Source organism: Klebsiella pneumoniae subsp. pneumoniae HS11286 (assembly GCF_000240185.1).
GTDB classification, from domain to species: domain Bacteria; phylum Pseudomonadota; class Gammaproteobacteria; order Enterobacterales; family Enterobacteriaceae; genus Klebsiella; species Klebsiella pneumoniae.
Map to the genome: position 1 here is coordinate 38,872 of NC_016845.1, position 15,685 is coordinate 54,556.

Annotated in this window: 18 protein-coding genes; 12 read left to right on the forward strand and 6 right to left on the reverse strand. The window is 54.8% G+C overall.

Going from position 1 to position 15,685, the window contains the following annotated elements:
- The first annotated feature begins 71 nt into the window (after positions 1–71).
- Genes KPHS_00300 through KPHS_00330 form a run of 4 tightly spaced genes read left to right on the forward strand, consistent with a single transcriptional unit; the run spans position 72 to position 2,945 of the window.
- Complete coding sequence (locus tag KPHS_00300; protein ID YP_005224330.1) at positions 72–671, forward strand: phosphatase; 600 nt, start codon at positions 72–74, stop codon at positions 669–671.
- Positions 665–1,525 (forward strand): ribonuclease BN, encoded by an 861-nt coding sequence (locus KPHS_00310; RefSeq protein YP_005224331.1) that lies wholly within the window; start codon positions 665–667, stop codon positions 1,523–1,525. Before KPHS_00300 ends, KPHS_00310 begins: the two co-directional genes overlap by 7 nt.
- Complete coding sequence (locus tag KPHS_00320) at positions 1,522–1,959, forward strand: D-tyrosyl-tRNA deacylase (RefSeq protein ID YP_005224332.1); 438 nt, start codon at positions 1,522–1,524, stop codon at positions 1,957–1,959. The genes KPHS_00310 and KPHS_00320 overlap by 4 nt, the downstream gene beginning before the upstream one ends.
- Positions 1,944–2,945 (forward strand): putative acetyltransferase, encoded by a 1,002-nt coding sequence (locus tag KPHS_00330; protein ID YP_005224333.1) that lies wholly within the window; start codon positions 1,944–1,946, stop codon positions 2,943–2,945. The genes KPHS_00320 and KPHS_00330 overlap by 16 nt, the downstream gene beginning before the upstream one ends.
- A 13-nt stretch (positions 2,946–2,958) precedes the next feature.
- Here the strand turns inward: KPHS_00330 and KPHS_00340 are convergent, their stop codons facing one another.
- Complete coding sequence (locus KPHS_00340; RefSeq protein ID YP_005224334.1) at positions 2,959–3,876, reverse strand: acetyl esterase; 918 nt, start codon at positions 3,874–3,876, stop codon at positions 2,959–2,961.
- Between the two features lie 204 nt (positions 3,877–4,080).
- On the opposite strand from KPHS_00340, the gene KPHS_00350 reads away from it, so the two are divergent.
- Positions 4,081–4,323 carry a ribbon-helix-helix domain-containing protein gene (locus tag KPHS_00350; RefSeq protein ID YP_005224335.1) on the forward strand — a complete coding sequence of 81 codons (243 nt, stop codon included), beginning with the start codon at positions 4,081–4,083 and terminating at the stop codon, positions 4,321–4,323.
- A complete protein-coding gene (locus tag KPHS_00360) occupies positions 4,323–4,706 on the forward strand; it encodes a putative 2-component transcriptional regulator (protein ID YP_005224336.1) in 384 nt (127 codons plus the stop codon). Before KPHS_00350 ends, KPHS_00360 begins: the two co-directional genes overlap by 1 nt.
- Before the next feature lie 173 nt (positions 4,707–4,879).
- On the opposite strand, the gene KPHS_00370 is transcribed toward KPHS_00360, so the two are convergent.
- Genes KPHS_00370 through KPHS_00410 form a run of 5 tightly spaced genes read right to left on the reverse strand, consistent with a single transcriptional unit; the run spans position 4,880 to position 10,403 of the window.
- The gene (locus tag KPHS_00370) at positions 4,880–5,809 is read right to left on the reverse strand and encodes a formate dehydrogenase accessory protein FdhE (RefSeq protein ID YP_005224337.1); all 930 of its coding nucleotides are present in this window, start codon (positions 5,807–5,809) and stop codon (positions 4,880–4,882) included.
- On the reverse strand, positions 5,806–6,441 hold the full coding sequence (locus KPHS_00380; RefSeq protein ID YP_005224338.1) for a formate dehydrogenase-O subunit gamma: 636 nt from the start codon (positions 6,439–6,441) through the stop codon (positions 5,806–5,808). The genes KPHS_00370 and KPHS_00380 overlap by 4 nt, the downstream gene beginning before the upstream one ends.
- Positions 6,438–7,340, reverse strand: a complete 903-nt coding sequence (locus KPHS_00390) for a formate dehydrogenase-O, Fe-S subunit (protein ID YP_005224339.1) — start codon at positions 7,338–7,340, stop codon at positions 6,438–6,440. The genes KPHS_00380 and KPHS_00390 overlap by 4 nt, the downstream gene beginning before the upstream one ends.
- Positions 7,341–7,352: 12 nt before the next feature.
- The gene (locus KPHS_00400) at positions 7,353–9,767 is read right to left on the reverse strand and encodes a formate dehydrogenase-O alpha subunit (RefSeq protein YP_005224340.1); all 2,415 of its coding nucleotides are present in this window, start codon (positions 9,765–9,767) and stop codon (positions 7,353–7,355) included.
- A gap of 48 nt (positions 9,768–9,815) precedes the next feature.
- Complete coding sequence (locus KPHS_00410) at positions 9,816–10,403, reverse strand: formate dehydrogenase-O alpha subunit (RefSeq protein ID YP_005224341.1); 588 nt, start codon at positions 10,401–10,403, stop codon at positions 9,816–9,818.
- A 156-nt stretch (positions 10,404–10,559) separates the two neighbouring features.
- Here KPHS_00410 and KPHS_00420 point away from each other — a divergent pair, with 156 nt between their 5' ends.
- The 6 genes from KPHS_00420 to KPHS_00470 all read left to right on the forward strand — a co-directional run bounded on the left by KPHS_00420 (position 10,560) and on the right by KPHS_00470 (position 15,635).
- On the forward strand, positions 10,560–11,396 hold the full coding sequence (locus KPHS_00420; RefSeq protein ID YP_005224342.1) for a formate dehydrogenase accessory protein: 837 nt from the start codon (positions 10,560–10,562) through the stop codon (positions 11,394–11,396).
- Positions 11,397–11,524: 128 nt separating this feature from the next.
- The gene (locus KPHS_00430) at positions 11,525–11,737 is read left to right on the forward strand and encodes a DUF1471 domain-containing protein (protein YP_005224343.1); all 213 of its coding nucleotides are present in this window, start codon (positions 11,525–11,527) and stop codon (positions 11,735–11,737) included.
- A gap of 402 nt (positions 11,738–12,139) precedes the next feature.
- The gene (locus KPHS_00440; RefSeq protein ID YP_005224344.1) at positions 12,140–13,120 is read left to right on the forward strand and encodes a putative 6-phosphofructokinase; all 981 of its coding nucleotides are present in this window, start codon (positions 12,140–12,142) and stop codon (positions 13,118–13,120) included.
- A gap of 11 nt (positions 13,121–13,131) precedes the next feature.
- Positions 13,132–13,446 carry a PTS family protein II component gene (locus KPHS_00450; protein ID YP_005224345.1) on the forward strand — a complete coding sequence of 105 codons (315 nt, stop codon included), beginning with the start codon at positions 13,132–13,134 and terminating at the stop codon, positions 13,444–13,446.
- The gene (locus KPHS_00460; RefSeq protein YP_005224346.1) at positions 13,439–14,806 is read left to right on the forward strand and encodes a putative sugar phosphotransferase component IIC; all 1,368 of its coding nucleotides are present in this window, start codon (positions 13,439–13,441) and stop codon (positions 14,804–14,806) included. Before KPHS_00450 ends, KPHS_00460 begins: the two co-directional genes overlap by 8 nt.
- Positions 14,793–15,635, forward strand: a complete 843-nt coding sequence (locus tag KPHS_00470; protein ID YP_005224347.1) for a putative ketose-bisphosphate aldolase, class-II — start codon at positions 14,793–14,795, stop codon at positions 15,633–15,635. Before KPHS_00460 ends, KPHS_00470 begins: the two co-directional genes overlap by 14 nt.
- Positions 15,636–15,685: the final 50 nt, after the last annotated feature.

Sequence of the window (15,685 nt, forward strand, 5' to 3'; positions counted from 1 at the left end):
ATCACACGCCAATAGTCAAATCCAGCCTTTCCCGCTAAAGTTAATTTTCCACGGCGCGGAAGGAGACAAAAATGCTCTATATCTTTGATTTAGGTAATGTGATTGTCGACATTGACTTCAACCGGGTATTGGGAGCCTGGAGCGATTTAACCCGCATCCCGCTGGCGACGCTGAAGCAGCATTTCACCATGGGTGAGGCTTTCCATCAGCATGAGCGCGGCGAGCTCAGCGATGAAGACTTTGCCGCCGCCATGTGCCATGAAATGAATATGCCCCTCAGCTATGAACAGTTTGCTCACGGCTGGCAGGCGGTGTTTGTCGCGCTGCGCCCGGAGGTGATTACCATCATGCATAAACTTCGTGCCCAGGGGCATCGGGTGGTGGTGCTCTCCAATACCAATCGTCTGCACACCACGTTCTGGCCCGATGAATACCCGGAAGTGCGCGCGGCCGCCGATCGCATTTATCTGTCGCAGGAGATGGGATTGCGTAAGCCTGAAGCGCAAATTTATCTGCGAGTACTGGAAGAAGAGGGGTTTTCCGCCGCGGATACGGTCTTTTTTGATGATAACGTCGATAATATAGCAGGGGCCAACCGGTTGGGGATCACCAGTATCCTGGTGACTGGTAAGGAGACCATCCCTGACTATTTCGCGAAACAGCTATGCTAAAAACCGTTCATCAAAAATTACTCCACCATACCCGGCCGCTGCTGGCGTGGCTAAAGCTGCTGTGGCGGCGCATTGATGAAGATCATATGACCACCCTGGCGGGGAACCTCGCCTATGTGTCATTACTGTCCCTGGTGCCGCTGATTGCCGTCGTGTTCGCGCTGTTTGCGGCCTTTCCTATGTTCTCCGAAGTCAGCGTGCAGATCCGTCATTTTATCTTCGCCAATTTTATTCCGGCGACCGGGGATGTAATCCAGGGATATATCGAGCAGTTCGTGGCCAACTCCAGCCGCATGACCGCCGTAGGCGCCTTTGGCCTGATCGTCACCTCGCTGCTGCTGATGTACTCGATCGACAGCGCGCTAAACACCATCTGGCGCAGCACGCGCAGCCGCCCCAAAGTTTATTCCTTTGCCGTTTACTGGATGATCCTGACCCTCGGCCCGCTGCTGGCGGGCGCCAGCCTGGCGATCAGTTCCTATTTGCTGTCGCTGCGCTGGGCAAGCGACCTGGACGGCGTAATTGATAATCTGCTCCGCCTATTTCCGCTGATCCTCTCCTGGGCAGCGTTCTGGCTGCTCTATAGTATTGTACCGACTACCCAGGTACGTAACCGCGACGCGGTGATCGGGGCGCTGGTGGCGGCGCTGCTGTTTGAGGCAGGTAAAAAGGCGTTTGCCCTCTATATCACCACCTTTCCGTCCTATCAGCTAATTTATGGGGTGATTTCGGTGGTGCCGATTTTGTTCGTCTGGGTGTACTGGACCTGGTGTATCGTCTTGCTTGGCGCTGAAATTACTGTCACTCTCGGTGAATACCGCAAACTTGAAACAGAAGAAACAGAACAACCATGATTGCATTAATTCAACGCGTATCCCGTGCAAGCGTTACCGTGGCGGACGAGGTGACGGGCGAAATTGGCCCAGGGCTTCTGGTGCTGCTGGGCGTCGAGAAAGACGATGATGAACAAAAGGCGAATCGCCTTTGTGAACGCGTGCTGGGCTACCGCATCTTCAGCGATGCGGAAGGGAAAATGAACCTGAATGTCCAGCAGGCGGGCGGCAGCGTGCTGGTGGTTTCGCAATTTACGCTGGCGGCCGATACCGAGCGGGGGATGCGACCGAGCTTCTCGAAAGGCGCTGCCCCTGACCGCGCTGAGGCGCTGTATGAGTATTTCGTCGCCCGCTGTCGCCAGCAGGAAATGCACACCCAGACCGGAAGATTCGCTGCGGATATGCAGGTTTCTTTGGTCAATGATGGTCCCGTGACCTTTTGGTTGCAGGTATGACCCAGCTTCCGGGCAGGCTGCGGGTAACAAAAGAGAGTACGACTATGTATCACCTTCGTGTACCGCAAACAGCAGAAGAGTTAGAGAGCTACTACCAGTTCCGCTGGGAGATGCTGCGTAAGCCGCTGCATCAGCCTAAGGGATCGGAACGTGACGCCTGGGATGCGATGGCGCATCATCAGATGGTAGTGGATGAAGAGGGCAACCTGGTTGCCGTCGGCCGGCTATATATCAATGCGGAGAATGAAGCCTCCATCCGCTTTATGGCTGTGCATCCCTCGGTGCAGGATAAAGGGCTGGGTACGCTGATGGCGATGACCCTGGAGTCCGTCGCGCGTCAGGAAGGGGTTAAGCGGGTTACCTGCAGCGCGCGCGAAGATGCGGTGGAATTTTTCGCCAAGCTCGGATTTGTCAATCAGGGGGAGATCACCACCCCGACCACCACGCCGATCCGTCATTTTCTGATGATCAAACCGGTCGCGTCGCTGGACGATATTTTGCACCGCGGCGACTGGTGCGCACAGCTCCAGCAGGCGTGGTATCAGCATATTCCGCTGAGTGAAAAAATGGGCGTACGTATTCAGCAGTACACCGGGCAGAAATTTATTACCACCATGCCGGAGGCGGGGAACCAGAATCCGCACCATACGCTGTTCGCCGGCAGCCTGTTTTCGCTCGCTACCTTAACCGGATGGGGGCTTATCTGGCTGATGCTGCGCGAGCGGCACCTGGGAGGCACCATTATTCTGGCGGATGCGCATATCCGCTACAGCCAGCCTATTAGCGGCCGCCCCAGCGCCATCGCCGACCTCGGTTCTCTGAGCGGCGATCTCGACCGACTGGCGCGCGGGCGTAAAGCCCGCGTGCAAATGCAGGTGGAGCTTTTTGGCGACGATAAACAGGGCGCCGTTTTCGAGGGGATCTACATCGTGTTGCCGGCGAAGCCCTTTGGCTCGTACGAAGAGGGCGGCAACGAGGAAGAGTAAGCGCCTGGGGCAGTTATCGTCCTGGCGATGCCACACGCCAGGCGATATCCCGCATGGCATCACGCGCGGCGTTGCTGACGCCTCCCAGCTGAAAGAAGCCGTGGATCACCCCCAGATAGCGCTGACAGGAACTCTCCACCCCTTGCTCCGTCAGCCTTCGGTACAGCACTTCGCCCTCATCACGTAAAGGATCGAACTCCGCCGTCAGAATGTGTACCGGTGGCAGCCCGTTAAAATCTTCGCGCCAGAGCGGACAGGCATCCGGATGGTTTGCCGGCGTCGAGGCGAGGTACATTTCGTAGCCGCTCAGTAGCGTGTCCCGGGTAATCACATAGTCATCGCCATTGCTGAGGTAGCTCGCCATGCTGGCGGTGGGGTCAAGCATCGGATAAATCAGGATCAGTTGCGCGGGTTGCCACGCCGCTTTCGCTTTCAGGCGCAGGGCCGTGACCAGAGCGAGGTGCCCGCCGGCGCTGTCGCCGGCCAGGGTGATGCGCGAAACATCCACGCCAAGCTGTTTTGCGTGCTGGTGAATAATCGTGGCACCTCGTTCTGCATCATCGTGCGCCGCCGGAAAAGGGTACTCCGGGGCCAGACGATACTGCACGGCGATCACCCGGCACCCACTGAACCAGGCAAGCTGGCGCAATTGATTGTCATGGGTGGCAAAGCCGCCGCTGACAAAACAGCCGCCGTGGTAGTAGATAAGCGTGGGTAGCAGGCCGTCGGCAGTGGGCGGTGAAACGACGCGGAAGTGCATACCCTCCAGGGTGATATCCTCCACCCGCACTCGCGTTTCCGTCTCCCCGGCGAGTACCGCACTGGCGATATAGCCGGCCCTCCGATCATCAATATGCTGATCGCGTGATGACGGACGACCTGCCGCAATAAATGCCTCAACCAGCGAAGCAATCCCTTTTTCCAGCGCCATATGAAGTTCCTTATACTGTTTTAATATCCAGTGTTATAGCCTGGATTATGGCGAAAAGACAGGCCTGTTGAGGTCGCCTGTGCATTATGGAAAGCGGCTCGCAAAAAAGAGTTTACCTGACAAAATCCTGTTTGTTTCCGATTTCAAAAGCTGTAGCTTGCTCATAACTTCATCACTGGTGATATACTTGAGGTATATATGAGCATGATGGCTGAAAGGGATATGGGCAGAATTCTTCTCGATTTATCAGACGATGTCATTCAACGTCTCGATGACCTCAAAGTGCAGCGTAACATTCCGCGAGCGGAACTGTTACGTGAAGCGGTTGAACAATATCTGGAGAAACAAGATCGAGCTAAAGATACCATCTCCAGTGCGCTGGGTCTGTGGCAAGACTGCGAAGAAGACGGCATGGAATATCAACGTCAGCTACGCAAGGAGTGGTAATGACCTCCGGATCTGCGCTTTTTGATACCAATATTCTTATTGATTTATTTAGCGGGCGTCGCGAAGCCAAACAGGCGCTGGAGGCCTGGCCACCGCAGAATGCGATCAGTCTGATTACCTGGATGGAGGTGATGGTTGGCGCTAAAAAATATCACCAGGAGCAGCGCACGCGAATGGCGCTGAGCACCTTTAATATCATTAACATCTCACAGGATATTGCAGAGCGAAGCGTTGCGCTGCGGCAGGAGTATAAGCTTAAGCTGCCGGATGCCATCATTCTGGCGACGGCGCAACTCCATCGTCTGGAACTAATTACGCGGAATACGAAGGATTTTGCCGGTATTCCTGGCGTAGTCACGCCGTACGAAATCCACCCTGAATAATTCGAGTGGCAGGAGGACGACAAGTGAGCGACAGACTCGTCTGAAACGAATATCTCCAGCCAAAGGTTGGCCTCTGATAACGGTCAGTGACGCGTGTGAATAATCCCTGCGCACGTTCGTGTCACAAGAAGGAAAACGGGCGACAAGAGCCGCCCGAAATCATACTGCAGAACTTACTCCCCTTCGCCGGGGAACATGAACGGGTTAATTGAGCTTCTGGCGAAGCCCTCCTGTTCCATGCGGGCGTCGAGCACCAGGGAGGCCAAATCGTCGGCGACGGCTTCGACTTTCGGATCCTTCTCCTGATACATAATCTTCAGGTAGGTTCCGCAGTCGCCGCAGCTTTCGGCTTTCACCGCCGCCTGCTCGTTGTCCAGCGACCAGTAGTGCAGGTCGCGGCTCTGCTCGCAGTTGCTGCACTTGACGCGTACTACGTGCCACTCAGTTTCGCACAGGTTGCAGTGCAGATAGCGCAGCCCCTGAGTGGTGCCGATTTGCACGATGCTGGAGACAGGCATCGAGCCGCACACCGGGCAGAACTGGCGCTGTTCGCCGTATTCGGCGCGCGCTTTTCCTGGGATCAGACTGGCCATCTGCGCCCAGTAGAGCGACAGCGCAGCCCAGATGAACGGCGCTTTGTCGCTACTGACGGAGGCGAAATCGGAAACAAACAGCGCGCTGGCCATCTGCTCCAGCTCCTGCTCAGAGGCTTTTTCCAGATTCTCAATGACCGCCAGCGCCGGGCCGCTCATTTCCGGCTTCAGCTCGGCAATCAGCGAGTGCAACAGCTTGTGCCAGTGCTTGTCGCGCGGCAGGACGTGGATATCCAGCGGCGGCTTGCCCTGTTCGCTGGCCGCTTTAATGCGGGCGGTGAGATCCATCTGCAGCGGATGGTCGTACAGCACTACTTCCTGGGCATGGGCAATCAGCGCGGCAAAGCGCAGGTAATCGCCTAGCGGGTTATTAGCGGCCAGCTCGCGCAAGCGTTCAGCGCGGCGGTTATACAGATTTTTCAGCCTGGGGAACAGTAACGGCGGAATTGCTTCCGCCGTGCGTTTCTCGCTCGAACCCAGCTCGTCTTGCGGGATTATGCGAATACTCATTCAGATGACTTTTCCTGTTTCTGGCGGACCTCTCGGTACCAGCGCGGGTGATGTTTCTTCGCCCACGTTTTGGTAACCCAGCCTTCCACCATCGCGGTAATGGTGCCTTTCACCCAGAGGGCGGCGTAGATATGCACCATGATAACCACAATTAACGCCACTGCGGCAAATGAATGCAGCATCAGCGCAAATCGGATCACCGGGATTGAGAAAGCCGGCGCAAAATACGGACGCCAGATGATCACACCGCTCACCAGCAGCAGTACCAGGAAGATAATCGCCGCCCAGAATACGCATTTCTGGCCGAAGTTATAGCGCCCGGTATCGCCCACCTCCTCGTTGACGACGATCTTACGAATATTCTTCGCCCAAAAGATATCATCCCGATTGATTAGGTTGTGATGCCAGTAACGGAAAAACATGATGATAAACGACGCGAACATCACCACCCCGACGAACGGGTGGAGAATTCGCGCCAGCTGCGGCGTGCCGAGGATATGCATCAGCCAGTTAAAGGACGGGAAGAAAAAGCCTAACCCGCTCACCGCCGCCAGGACGAAGCAGAAGGCGGTGACCCAGTGGTTGATGCGTTCCGGCGCCGTGTAGCGCACGATGGTGTCACGTCTTTTCATTTGCGCACCTCGTCTTTCTCTTCATGCAGATTGTCCTCTTCCTCTTCCGCGCGGTTCGGACCGACGCCGACGTAGTGGAAGATACTGGCTGCGAAGGTCGCGGCGAAGCCGACGGCCGCCAGCGGTTTCCAGATGCCTTTCCAGAACTTGACGGTCTGGCTGATCTCCGGGTTTTCCGGCAGGCCGTGGTACAGATTCGGCTTGTCGGCATGGTGCAGCACGTACATGACGTGGGTGCCACCGACGCCGGCCGGATCGTACAGGCCCGCATTGTCATAACCGCGGGTTTTCAGCTCAGCCACGCGTTCGCCGGCCAGCGTTTTCATATCCTCTTTGGAGCCAAAGTGGATTGCGCCGGTCGGACAGGTTTTCACGCAGGCAGGCTCCTGGCCGACGGTCACGCGGTCTACGCACAGGGTACATTTGTAGACGCGGTTGTCTTCCGGGTTCAGACGCGGTACATCGAACGGACAGCCGGCGATACAGTAGCCGCAGCCGATGCACTGCTCGGACTGGAAGTCGACAATACCGTTGGCGTACTGAATGATCGCGCCTTCTGACGGGCAGGCCTTCAGGCAGCCCGGGTCCGCGCAGTGCATGCAGCCATCCTTGCGGATGAGCCATTCCAGCTTGTCGTTTTGTTCCACCTCCGAGAAGCGCATGACCGTCCATGACTTGGCGGTCAGGTCCGCCGGGTTGTCATACACCCCGACATTGTGACCGACTTCATCACGAATATCGTTCCATTCGGAGCAGGCCACCTGACAGGCTTTGCAGCCGATACAGGTGGTGACGTCGATAAGCTTCGCCACCTCCTGCTGGTGGTCCCGCGCCTGAGGCGCGGGGGTGAAACCGTTAGTCGCGGAACGACGAATAATATCTTGCGATTGGTAAGCCATAAGTCGTCTCCGTTACACCTTTTCCACGTTCACAAGGAAAGCTTTGAACTCCGGCGTCTGCGTATTCGCATCACCGACGAACGGCGTCAGGGTATTGGCAATAAAGCCTTTTTTCGCCACGCCCTCATAGCCCCAGTGAATAGGAATGCCGATGGTATCGATATCCTTACCGTCAACTTTCAGCGTGCGAATACGTTTGGTCACCACCGCCTTGGCTTTGATATAGCCGCGGTTGGAGGAAACTTTCACGGTATCGCCGTGGCCGATGCCGAGCTTATTCGCCAGTTTTTCGCCGATCTCCACGAACTGTTCCGGCTGGGCGATGGCGTTAAGTAGCGCATGCTTGGTCCAGTAGTGGAAGTGCTCGGTCAGACGGTAAGTGGTGCCGACGTACGGGAACTTCTCGGCCTTACCCATCTGCTCGAGATCGCCTTTGAAGACGCGAGCGGCCGGGTTAGAGACCACGTTCGGGTGCAGCGGGTTGGTCCCGAGCGGCGTTTCAAACGGCTCGTAGTGTTCCGGGAACGGTCCTTCCGCCATCTTGTCGATAGCGAACAGACGGCCCATCCCTTCCGGCTGCATGATAAACGGACCGACGTCGCTGCCAGGCGCGGCGGCGCTGTAGTCCGGAATATCCACGCCGCCCCATTTGGCGCCGTCCCATTTCAGCAACTGACGCTTCGGATCCCACGGTTTACCCTGCGGGTCCGCGGAGGCGCGGTTATACAGGATGCGGCGGTTGAGCGGCCAGGCCCAGGCCCAGCCCAGGGTATTGCCGAGACCGGATGGATCGGCGTTATCGCGGCGCGCCATCTGGTTACCTTCCGGCGTCCAGCTCCCGGCGAAGATCCAGCAGCCGCTGGAGGTGGTGCCATCATCTCGCAGCTGCGCAAAGGAGCTCAGCTGTTGGCCTTTCTTGACGATCACCGCGCCGGTTGCCGGGTCGGTGATATCCGCCAGCGCTTTACCGTTGCTTTCCATCGCCACTTCTTCCGATGCCGGCTCGTGTGGCGTGGAGTAGTTCCACGTCATGTTGAGCACCGGCTCCGGCGCCGGGCCACCCTCTTCGGCATACATCTTACGCAGGCGAGTGAAGATACCGGCGAGAATTTCACCATCGGTGACGGCGATCCCCGGGGCGTCCGCGCCTTTCCAGTGCCACTGCAGCCAGCGGCCGGAGTTGACGATAGACCCATTCTCTTCGGCGAAGCAGGTGGAGGGCAGACGGAACACTTCGGTCTGGATTTTCGCCGGATCGACATCGTTCGACTCACCATGGTTTTGCCAGAAGGTGGACGTTTCGGTATTGAGCGGGTCGATAGTCACGAGGAACTTCAGCTTCGACAGGGAAGCGACGACCTTGTTTTTGTTCGGGAACGAGGCGACCGGGTTAAAGCCCTGGCAAATATAGCCATTCACTTTGCCCTGATTCATCATCTCGAAGTACTGCAGAACGTCGTAGCTCTTATCCCACTTCGGCAGCCAGTCATAGCCCCAGCTGTTTTCCGCGGTGGCTTTGTCGCCGAAGAAGGCTTTCATCATGGAGACGAAGAACTTCGGATAGTTGCCCCAGTAGTTGACCTGGTCTTTCAGCAGCGGCTTCGGCGTGTTAGCCGTCAGGTAGGTCTGCAGGTCGGCCTGTTTTTCGTTCGGCAGCGACATGTAGCCTGGCAGGCTGGTGGAGAGCAGGCCGAGGTCGGTCAGACCCTGGATATTGGAGTGGCCGCGCAGGGCGTTGACGCCGCCGCCCGCCATCCCCATGTTGCCGAGCAGCAGCTGGATCATCGCCATGGTGCGGATATTCTGCGCACCGATGGAGTGCTGGGTCCAGCCGAGAGCGTACAGGAACGATGCGGTCTTATCCGGCGCGCTGGTTTCAGCAATGTATTCACAGACTTTGAGGAAGTCGGCCTTCGGCGTACCGCAGATGTTTTCGACCACATCCGGGGTATAACGGGAAACGTGCTGTTTTAGCAGATTCCAGACGCAGCGTGGATGCTGCAGCGTGGTATCGCGTTTGGCGAAGCCGTTTTCATCCAGTTCATAGTTCCAGCTGGTTTTGTCATACTGGCGTTTTTCGGCATCGTAGCCGCTGAACAGACCATCATCAAAGCTGTAGTCCTCACGCACGATCAGGCTGGCGTTGGTATAGGCTTCGGTGTATTCGCGGTTGAATTTTTCGTTATTCAGCAGATACAGGATCACGCCCGACAGGAAGGTAATGTCGGTACCGGAACGAATCGGGGTATAGAAATCAGCCACCGACGCCGTACGCGTAAAGCGCGGATCGATAACGATGAGCTTGGCGCCGTTATGAATTTTGGCTTCCATCGCCCAGCGGAACCCCACCGGATGCGCTTCTGCGGCGTTACCGCCCATCACTACGACCAGGTTGGCGTTTTTAATATCAACCCAGTGGTTGGTCATCGCACCGCGACCAAATGTTGGAGCAAGACTTGCTACCGTTGGTCCGTGTCAGACACGCGCCTGGTTATCCACCGCCAGCATCCCGAGGGCGCGGGTGAATTTTTGCGTTAAATAGCCGGTTTCGTTACTGGAGGCGGAGGCGCACAGCATCCCGGTAGTCAACCAGCGGTTGACGGTGGTGCCGGCGTCGTTTTGCGCGATAAAGTTGGCGTCGCGGTCCTCTTTCATCAGCTTGGCGATGCGATCGAACGCTTCGTCCCAACTGATTTGCTGCCATTTATCGGAGCCTGGCGCGCGATATTCCGGGAATTTCAGGCGGCTTTCAGAATGGATAAAGTCCACCAGACCAGCCCCTTTCGGACAGAGCGCACCACGGTTGACCGGATGATCCGGATCGCCTTCGATATGGAAAATGGATGCTTTGGCGTTTTTCGCGCCGTCGCCGAGGCTATACATCAACAGCCCACAGCCGACAGAACAGTATGTGCAGGTGTTACGGGTTTCGCGCGTGCGCAGCAATTTGTACTGCCGTGTCTCCGCGAGCGCAGTTGCCGGGGCAAAGCCCAGCGCTGCTGCCGTGGTTCCCGCCATACCGCCAGCGCAGATCTTAAAGAACTGCCTTCTGCTGACCTGCATGGTTCGCTCCTTGTTTCGACATTGTCACATGTAGTTATTTGCTTTGCGGTGAAGGCCGCAAAGGTTCAGAATTAGGGCAAATTTCCCTCATTCCTGAAGGGATAAAAACAGAATACCACATTGTGTGTATGCCTGTTCCAATACGGTTAAAGCAAAGTGAACAAGAAGCCTCTCGAACAAATCAAAAATGTGACGAATGTCACAGGATATCGCCAGGTCTCCCTCTGGAAACGCGAGGATCTGCAACACCCTCAGCCAGATGAGTTAGCGGAAGAGGTGCCCGTCGCGCTGGTCTACAACGGTATCTCCCACGTGGTGATGATGGCCTCCCCGAAAGATTTGGAGCAATTCGCCGTCGGCTTCTCCTTATCCGAAGGGATTATCGAGCACCGGCGGGAGATTTTCGGCATGGACGTGGTAGCGGTGTGCAACGGCCTTGAGGTGCAGATTGAGCTCTCCAGCCGGCGTTTTATGGGCCTCAAAGCCCGGCGTCGCGCGCTGGCCGGGCGCACCGGCTGCGGCGTATGCGGCGTCGAGCAGCTCAATGATATTGGTAAGCCGGTCCAGCCGCTGCCGTTCACTCAGTCGTTCGATTTAGCCAATCTCGATCAGGCCCTGGCGCATCTTAACGACTTTCAACCGGTTGGCCGGCTCACCGGCTGTACTCACGCGGCCGCGTGGGTCCGGTTGACGGGCGAACTGGCGGGCGGGTTTGAAGACGTTGGCCGGCATGTCGCCCTGGATAAATTGTTGGGCCGGCGGGCGGAAGTCGGCGAGGGGTGGCAGCATGGCGCCGCGCTGGTCTCCAGCCGCGCCAGCTATGAAATGGTGCAGAAGGCCGCGATGTGCGGCGTCGAGATCCTGTTCGCGGTCTCGGCGGCCACCACCTTAGCAGTGGAAGTTGCCGAGCGCTGCAATCTGACGCTGGTGGGCTTTTGCAAGCCGGGTAGGGCGACAGTTTACACCCATCCGCAGCGTTTAATTGCGGGTTAAATATTGGTCAATAAATTTGAACAATGACAGCAAATCCTTCCGCTTTTTGTTTAGCAATGTGCGGGCTACTATTTAACACATCAAGGCACAGCGCCTTATCTAAACAACTAAATGAAAGGGTTTATATTATGAAAAGCATCAAAACTTTTGTCGCAGTAATCGCTATGGCCGCCTCTTTCGCTTCCTTCGCTGCTGAAACCGTGACCGCAACCGCCTCCACAATGGACGGCGCGGAAGCGAAAATCGCCGCACAGGCGCAGGCTGCCGGCGCTTCGTCTTACAAAATCACCGAAGCGTTTACCGGCAACCGCGTGCATATGACTGCCGAACTGAACAAATAAGCGTATAGCAACTGTCGAAAGAGCGCCTCAGGGCGCTTTTTTTGTTTTTGTTTTCCGCTTCCCGTCTCTGCGAAATTTGCCAATATTTTCCTCTGCTACGAAAAAAATGTGGCACTAATCACGTTTCCGTTCTTTTCTTAAATCCTCCTTTTTATGGCAAAGGAAAGGTCAGCACGCCTGAATATCTCGATTTTTTAACGCCATGAAATTTAAAGAAATAAAAAACAGAAAGCGATGGAGATCACTCTCTTTAAATGGGATGTGTATCACAAAAATAGGTGTTTCGCCGTACCTGTCAACTATTCACTGCGGTAATTTAATACGCATTATGTGATCTTCATTGCAAATAGAAGGCTTGTACTCAGGGAAAAATGTTGTCAGGCAAATGAGCGAGGATGCGTCATGAAAATTGGTATCGTTATTAGCGGCGGGGATGTTTCTGGAATGAATAATTTTATATTCCAGATAGCCAGGCAGGCTAATGCTGATATCACGCTGTTTAATGGCGGTATTCCAGGGCTACTGGAGAAAAGTCATCAGGATATGGCGTGGCGCGATCTGGTTGATTATTCAATTACCGCGGTGCCGATCATTACCTCGGGGCGAACCAGTCGCAAACTGCAGCGCAGTGAATATGAAAGCATTGCTAAAAAACTTAAATCTCTGCGTATTGATGTGCTCATTATGGCCGGGGGGGATGGCAGCCTGCAGTTTCTGAATACCCTTAGTGAATTTGAGATTAATTGCTTTGGTGTGGGAATGACTATCGATAATGATGTGTATGGCAGTGATTATACGATTGGTTTTTCCACGGCCTGTGAGCAAATTATTAAAGAAGTCTCTCGTTTAAGAAATACCGGAAGAGCGCTGCCCGGTCGGGTTTTTATGGTTGAGATATTAGGAGGCTATTGTGGAGAACTAACGTTGCAGTCCGCCATTAAATGTAATGCGGATATTGCCCTGATCCCGGAGGCACAGATGCCGTTGGCCGTGCTCGCGGAACGGATTACCCGGAAGCTGAGTACGCAGAATAGCGTCGTTATCCTCTGCTCAGAAGGCTATACCAAAGAGTACTCTCCCGGCTTTCAGGGGGCGATTGATACCATGATTAAACAGCTGGAACCACAAATAGGTGTCCGTATCCGTAAAACGATCGTCGGCTATGGTTTACGCAGCGGTGATCCAACCTGCGAAGAGATTTATCAGGGCACTATTATGGCCAGTGAAGTGGTTCGCTGTATTCAGTCAGGTATGAAAAATAAAGCCATAATAATTAATTCCAGTAACAAACCTATTCCGATTGATTTAGTCAGTATGAAAAAACGTCTGGTCGATACTGAAGGACATCATTATAAACTTGCCAAGCAACTCAATATTATTTGAGGAGACCCTCCATGCTGAAAATTTTATGCGTATGTGGCTGCGGCCTCGGTTCAAGCTTTGCCATTGAAATGACGGCGAAGGCAGTTTTAAAGAAGCTGGAAATTCCCGCTCATATTGAACACACCACCGTTTCCGAAGCTGGGGCTTTTAAATCGGATATGATTCTGACGCAAAAAACCTTTGCCGACATCTTAACCGCCGATGCCAGTGAAGAAGAAATTAAACGTGTCGTGGTGTTGAATAAACTTACTGATAAAGAGGAGATTGAAACTAAGATCGTCGCATTCTTAAAAGAACGTCATCTGAAGGTGGCTGATTATGAATAGCTTCGTTGCGTTTATCGTTAAGGATTTACTCGGCCAGGCATCCATTCTTATTGCTTTTATTGCCATGCTTGGCCTGATCCTGCAAAAGAAATCGCCAGGCAAAACCGCGGAAGGGACATTTAAAACGCTGCTCGGTTTCTTAATTATGATGGCCGGGATAAACATCATTGTCGCCACGCTGACCTTCCTGAATGATATCTTCACCCAGGGATTTGGCATGAAAGGCTATATTACCGATGTGGCCGCCATCGCCGGGTTAGCGAATCGGGAATTAGGTTCGGAGGTGGCGCTGACGCTGCTGGTGATCTTTGCCGTCAATATTATTATCGCCCGGCTGACGCCGCTGAAATATATTTTTCTGACCGGCCAGGCGCTGCTGTGGATGGCGACGATCGGCGCCGTGATTGGCTATAAGTCCGGGCTCACCGGCGTACCGCTGATTTTAACCGGGGGCATCTTCGGCGGCGTGATGGCGGTGTTAATGCCGGCCCTGGCGCAGCCGGTGGTCAGGCGCATTATCGGGTCTGACGATGTGGCCCTGGGGCACTTCTGTACTATCGGCTATCTGGTGCAGGCTGCGGTCGCTAAAGTTGTCGGAAAAGGCTCTCGCTCCACGGAAGATCTCGAACTGCCTGATAACTTTAAGTTTCTGCAGGATACCTATCTGGCCATGGCGGTGGTGATGGTGCCGATGTATCTCATCCCGGCTATCGCGGCGGGGCCTCAGTACATCGCGCAGTTCTCCGGCGGCATTAATTACCTGATGTATGCCTTCATGCAGTCCATTCAGTTTGTCGCCGGGGTCTTTGTCCTCTATAGCGGCGTGCGTTTATTACTCAATGAGCTGGTGCCGGCTTTTCGCGGTATCGCGATGCGTATTGTCCCGGATGCAAAGCCCGCTCTCGATTGCCCGGTGCTATTTCCCTATGCACCGAATGCGGTGATTGTTGGATTTCTGGCAACGACTGTCGGCTCGATTATCGGCATGCTGGTTTTCCCGATGTTCGGCCTGGCGATGATTCTCCCCGGGCTGTTAACCAACTTTTTCGCCGGCGGTACGGCAGGGGTATTTGGCAATGCGCTGGGCGGACGTCGCGGGGCGATGATCGGCGGGGTGATTCACGGCCTGTTTATCACATTGCTGCCGGCCATTCTGGTACCCATGCTGGAGAGCTACGGCTTTACGGGCGTCACCTTCAGCGATTCAGACGTCATCAGCTCCGGTCTGGTATTAGGCCACGCCTTCCAGAATAACTGGCTCTTTGTCGCCTTGTTTATTGTGTTTGTCGCCGCACTGGCATGGTTTGTAAACGGTAAATCCGCTAAGCCGAAAGGGGAAAGTGTTCATGAGTCTGTATAATTTTAATGAGATTTTAAAAATCGCTCAGGAAAGAGATTTTAAAGCGATTGGCTCGTTTAACTTGCACTGTATTGAGATGTTACCGGCTTTTTTTAAAGCCGCGCAAAACAGCCGCAGCCCATTAATGATCCAAATATCAACCGGTACCGCAGAGTATCTGGGGTATCGGTTACTGGTCGATGCCGTGCGTTCATTAGCAGACAGTGAAAATATCCCGACCTGCCTGCATCTCGATCACTGCTCCGATATTAAAGCCATCGAGACGGCAATGAATGCGGGCTTTTCTTCGGTGATGTACGACGGGTCTCACTTAAGCCTCGAGGAAAATATCGGTAACACGCGGATTGTGGTGGAAATGGCCCGGCCGCGGAATATTACGGTAGAAGGTGAGCTGGGGGCGATCGGCGGGTCAGAGGATGGAAAAGCGGTGGCTGCCGAAGATATCTGTTTTACTACCGTCGAAGACGCGACGCGTTTTGTGAAGGAGACACAGGTCGATATGCTGGCCGTCTCCGTGGGCACTGTGCATGGCCTGTACACCGGTAAAGCGCAGATACAGCATGCGCGGCTGAAGGCGATAAGCGAAGCGACGGGCGTGCCGCTGGTGCTGCATGGCGGCACAGGTGTCAGCGATGAGGATATGCGGCTGGCCGTCACCGAAGGGATTAATAAAGTGAACGTCGGAACGGAAATGAACGTGCAGTGGGTCGACCGCTGTAAATCAACGTTTGAGAAAGGAAAAGTAAATGACAGCGTACGGAAATTTTTAATTCCCGCCAACCAGGCAGTTACTGCCGTATTAATGGAAAAAATGGCGCTATTTAAGTAGCGTTTTTACCGACACATATCTTTTGTTGCCCTGTCTTCCGCCAGGGAGGG

Coding starts and splice junctions, on each gene's coding strand:
- KPHS_00300 (YP_005224330.1), top strand. CDS start 72: ATGCTCTATATCTTTGATTTAGGTAATGTGATTGTCGACATTGACTTC.
- KPHS_00310 (YP_005224331.1), top strand. CDS start 665: ATGCTAAAAACCGTTCATCAAAAATTACTCCACCATACCCGGCCGCTG.
- KPHS_00320 (YP_005224332.1), top strand. CDS start 1,522: ATGATTGCATTAATTCAACGCGTATCCCGTGCAAGCGTTACCGTGGCG.
- KPHS_00340 (YP_005224334.1), bottom strand. CDS start 3,876: ATGGCGCTGGAAAAAGGGATTGCTTCGCTGGTTGAGGCATTTATTGCG.
- KPHS_00350 (YP_005224335.1), top strand. CDS start 4,081: ATGATGGCTGAAAGGGATATGGGCAGAATTCTTCTCGATTTATCAGAC.
- KPHS_00360 (YP_005224336.1), top strand. CDS start 4,323: ATGACCTCCGGATCTGCGCTTTTTGATACCAATATTCTTATTGATTTA.
- KPHS_00370 (YP_005224337.1), bottom strand. CDS start 5,809: ATGAGTATTCGCATAATCCCGCAAGACGAGCTGGGTTCGAGCGAGAAA.
- KPHS_00380 (YP_005224338.1), bottom strand. CDS start 6,441: ATGAAAAGACGTGACACCATCGTGCGCTACACGGCGCCGGAACGCATC.
- KPHS_00390 (YP_005224339.1), bottom strand. CDS start 7,340: ATGGCTTACCAATCGCAAGATATTATTCGTCGTTCCGCGACTAACGGT.
- KPHS_00400 (YP_005224340.1), bottom strand. CDS start 9,767: ATGACCAACCACTGGGTTGATATTAAAAACGCCAACCTGGTCGTAGTG.
- KPHS_00410 (YP_005224341.1), bottom strand. CDS start 10,403: ATGCAGGTCAGCAGAAGGCAGTTCTTTAAGATCTGCGCTGGCGGTATG.
- KPHS_00430 (YP_005224343.1), top strand. CDS start 11,525: ATGAAAAGCATCAAAACTTTTGTCGCAGTAATCGCTATGGCCGCCTCT.
- KPHS_00440 (YP_005224344.1), top strand. CDS start 12,140: ATGAAAATTGGTATCGTTATTAGCGGCGGGGATGTTTCTGGAATGAAT.
- KPHS_00450 (YP_005224345.1), top strand. CDS start 13,132: ATGCTGAAAATTTTATGCGTATGTGGCTGCGGCCTCGGTTCAAGCTTT.
- KPHS_00460 (YP_005224346.1), top strand. CDS start 13,439: ATGAATAGCTTCGTTGCGTTTATCGTTAAGGATTTACTCGGCCAGGCA.
- KPHS_00470 (YP_005224347.1), top strand. CDS start 14,793: ATGAGTCTGTATAATTTTAATGAGATTTTAAAAATCGCTCAGGAAAGA.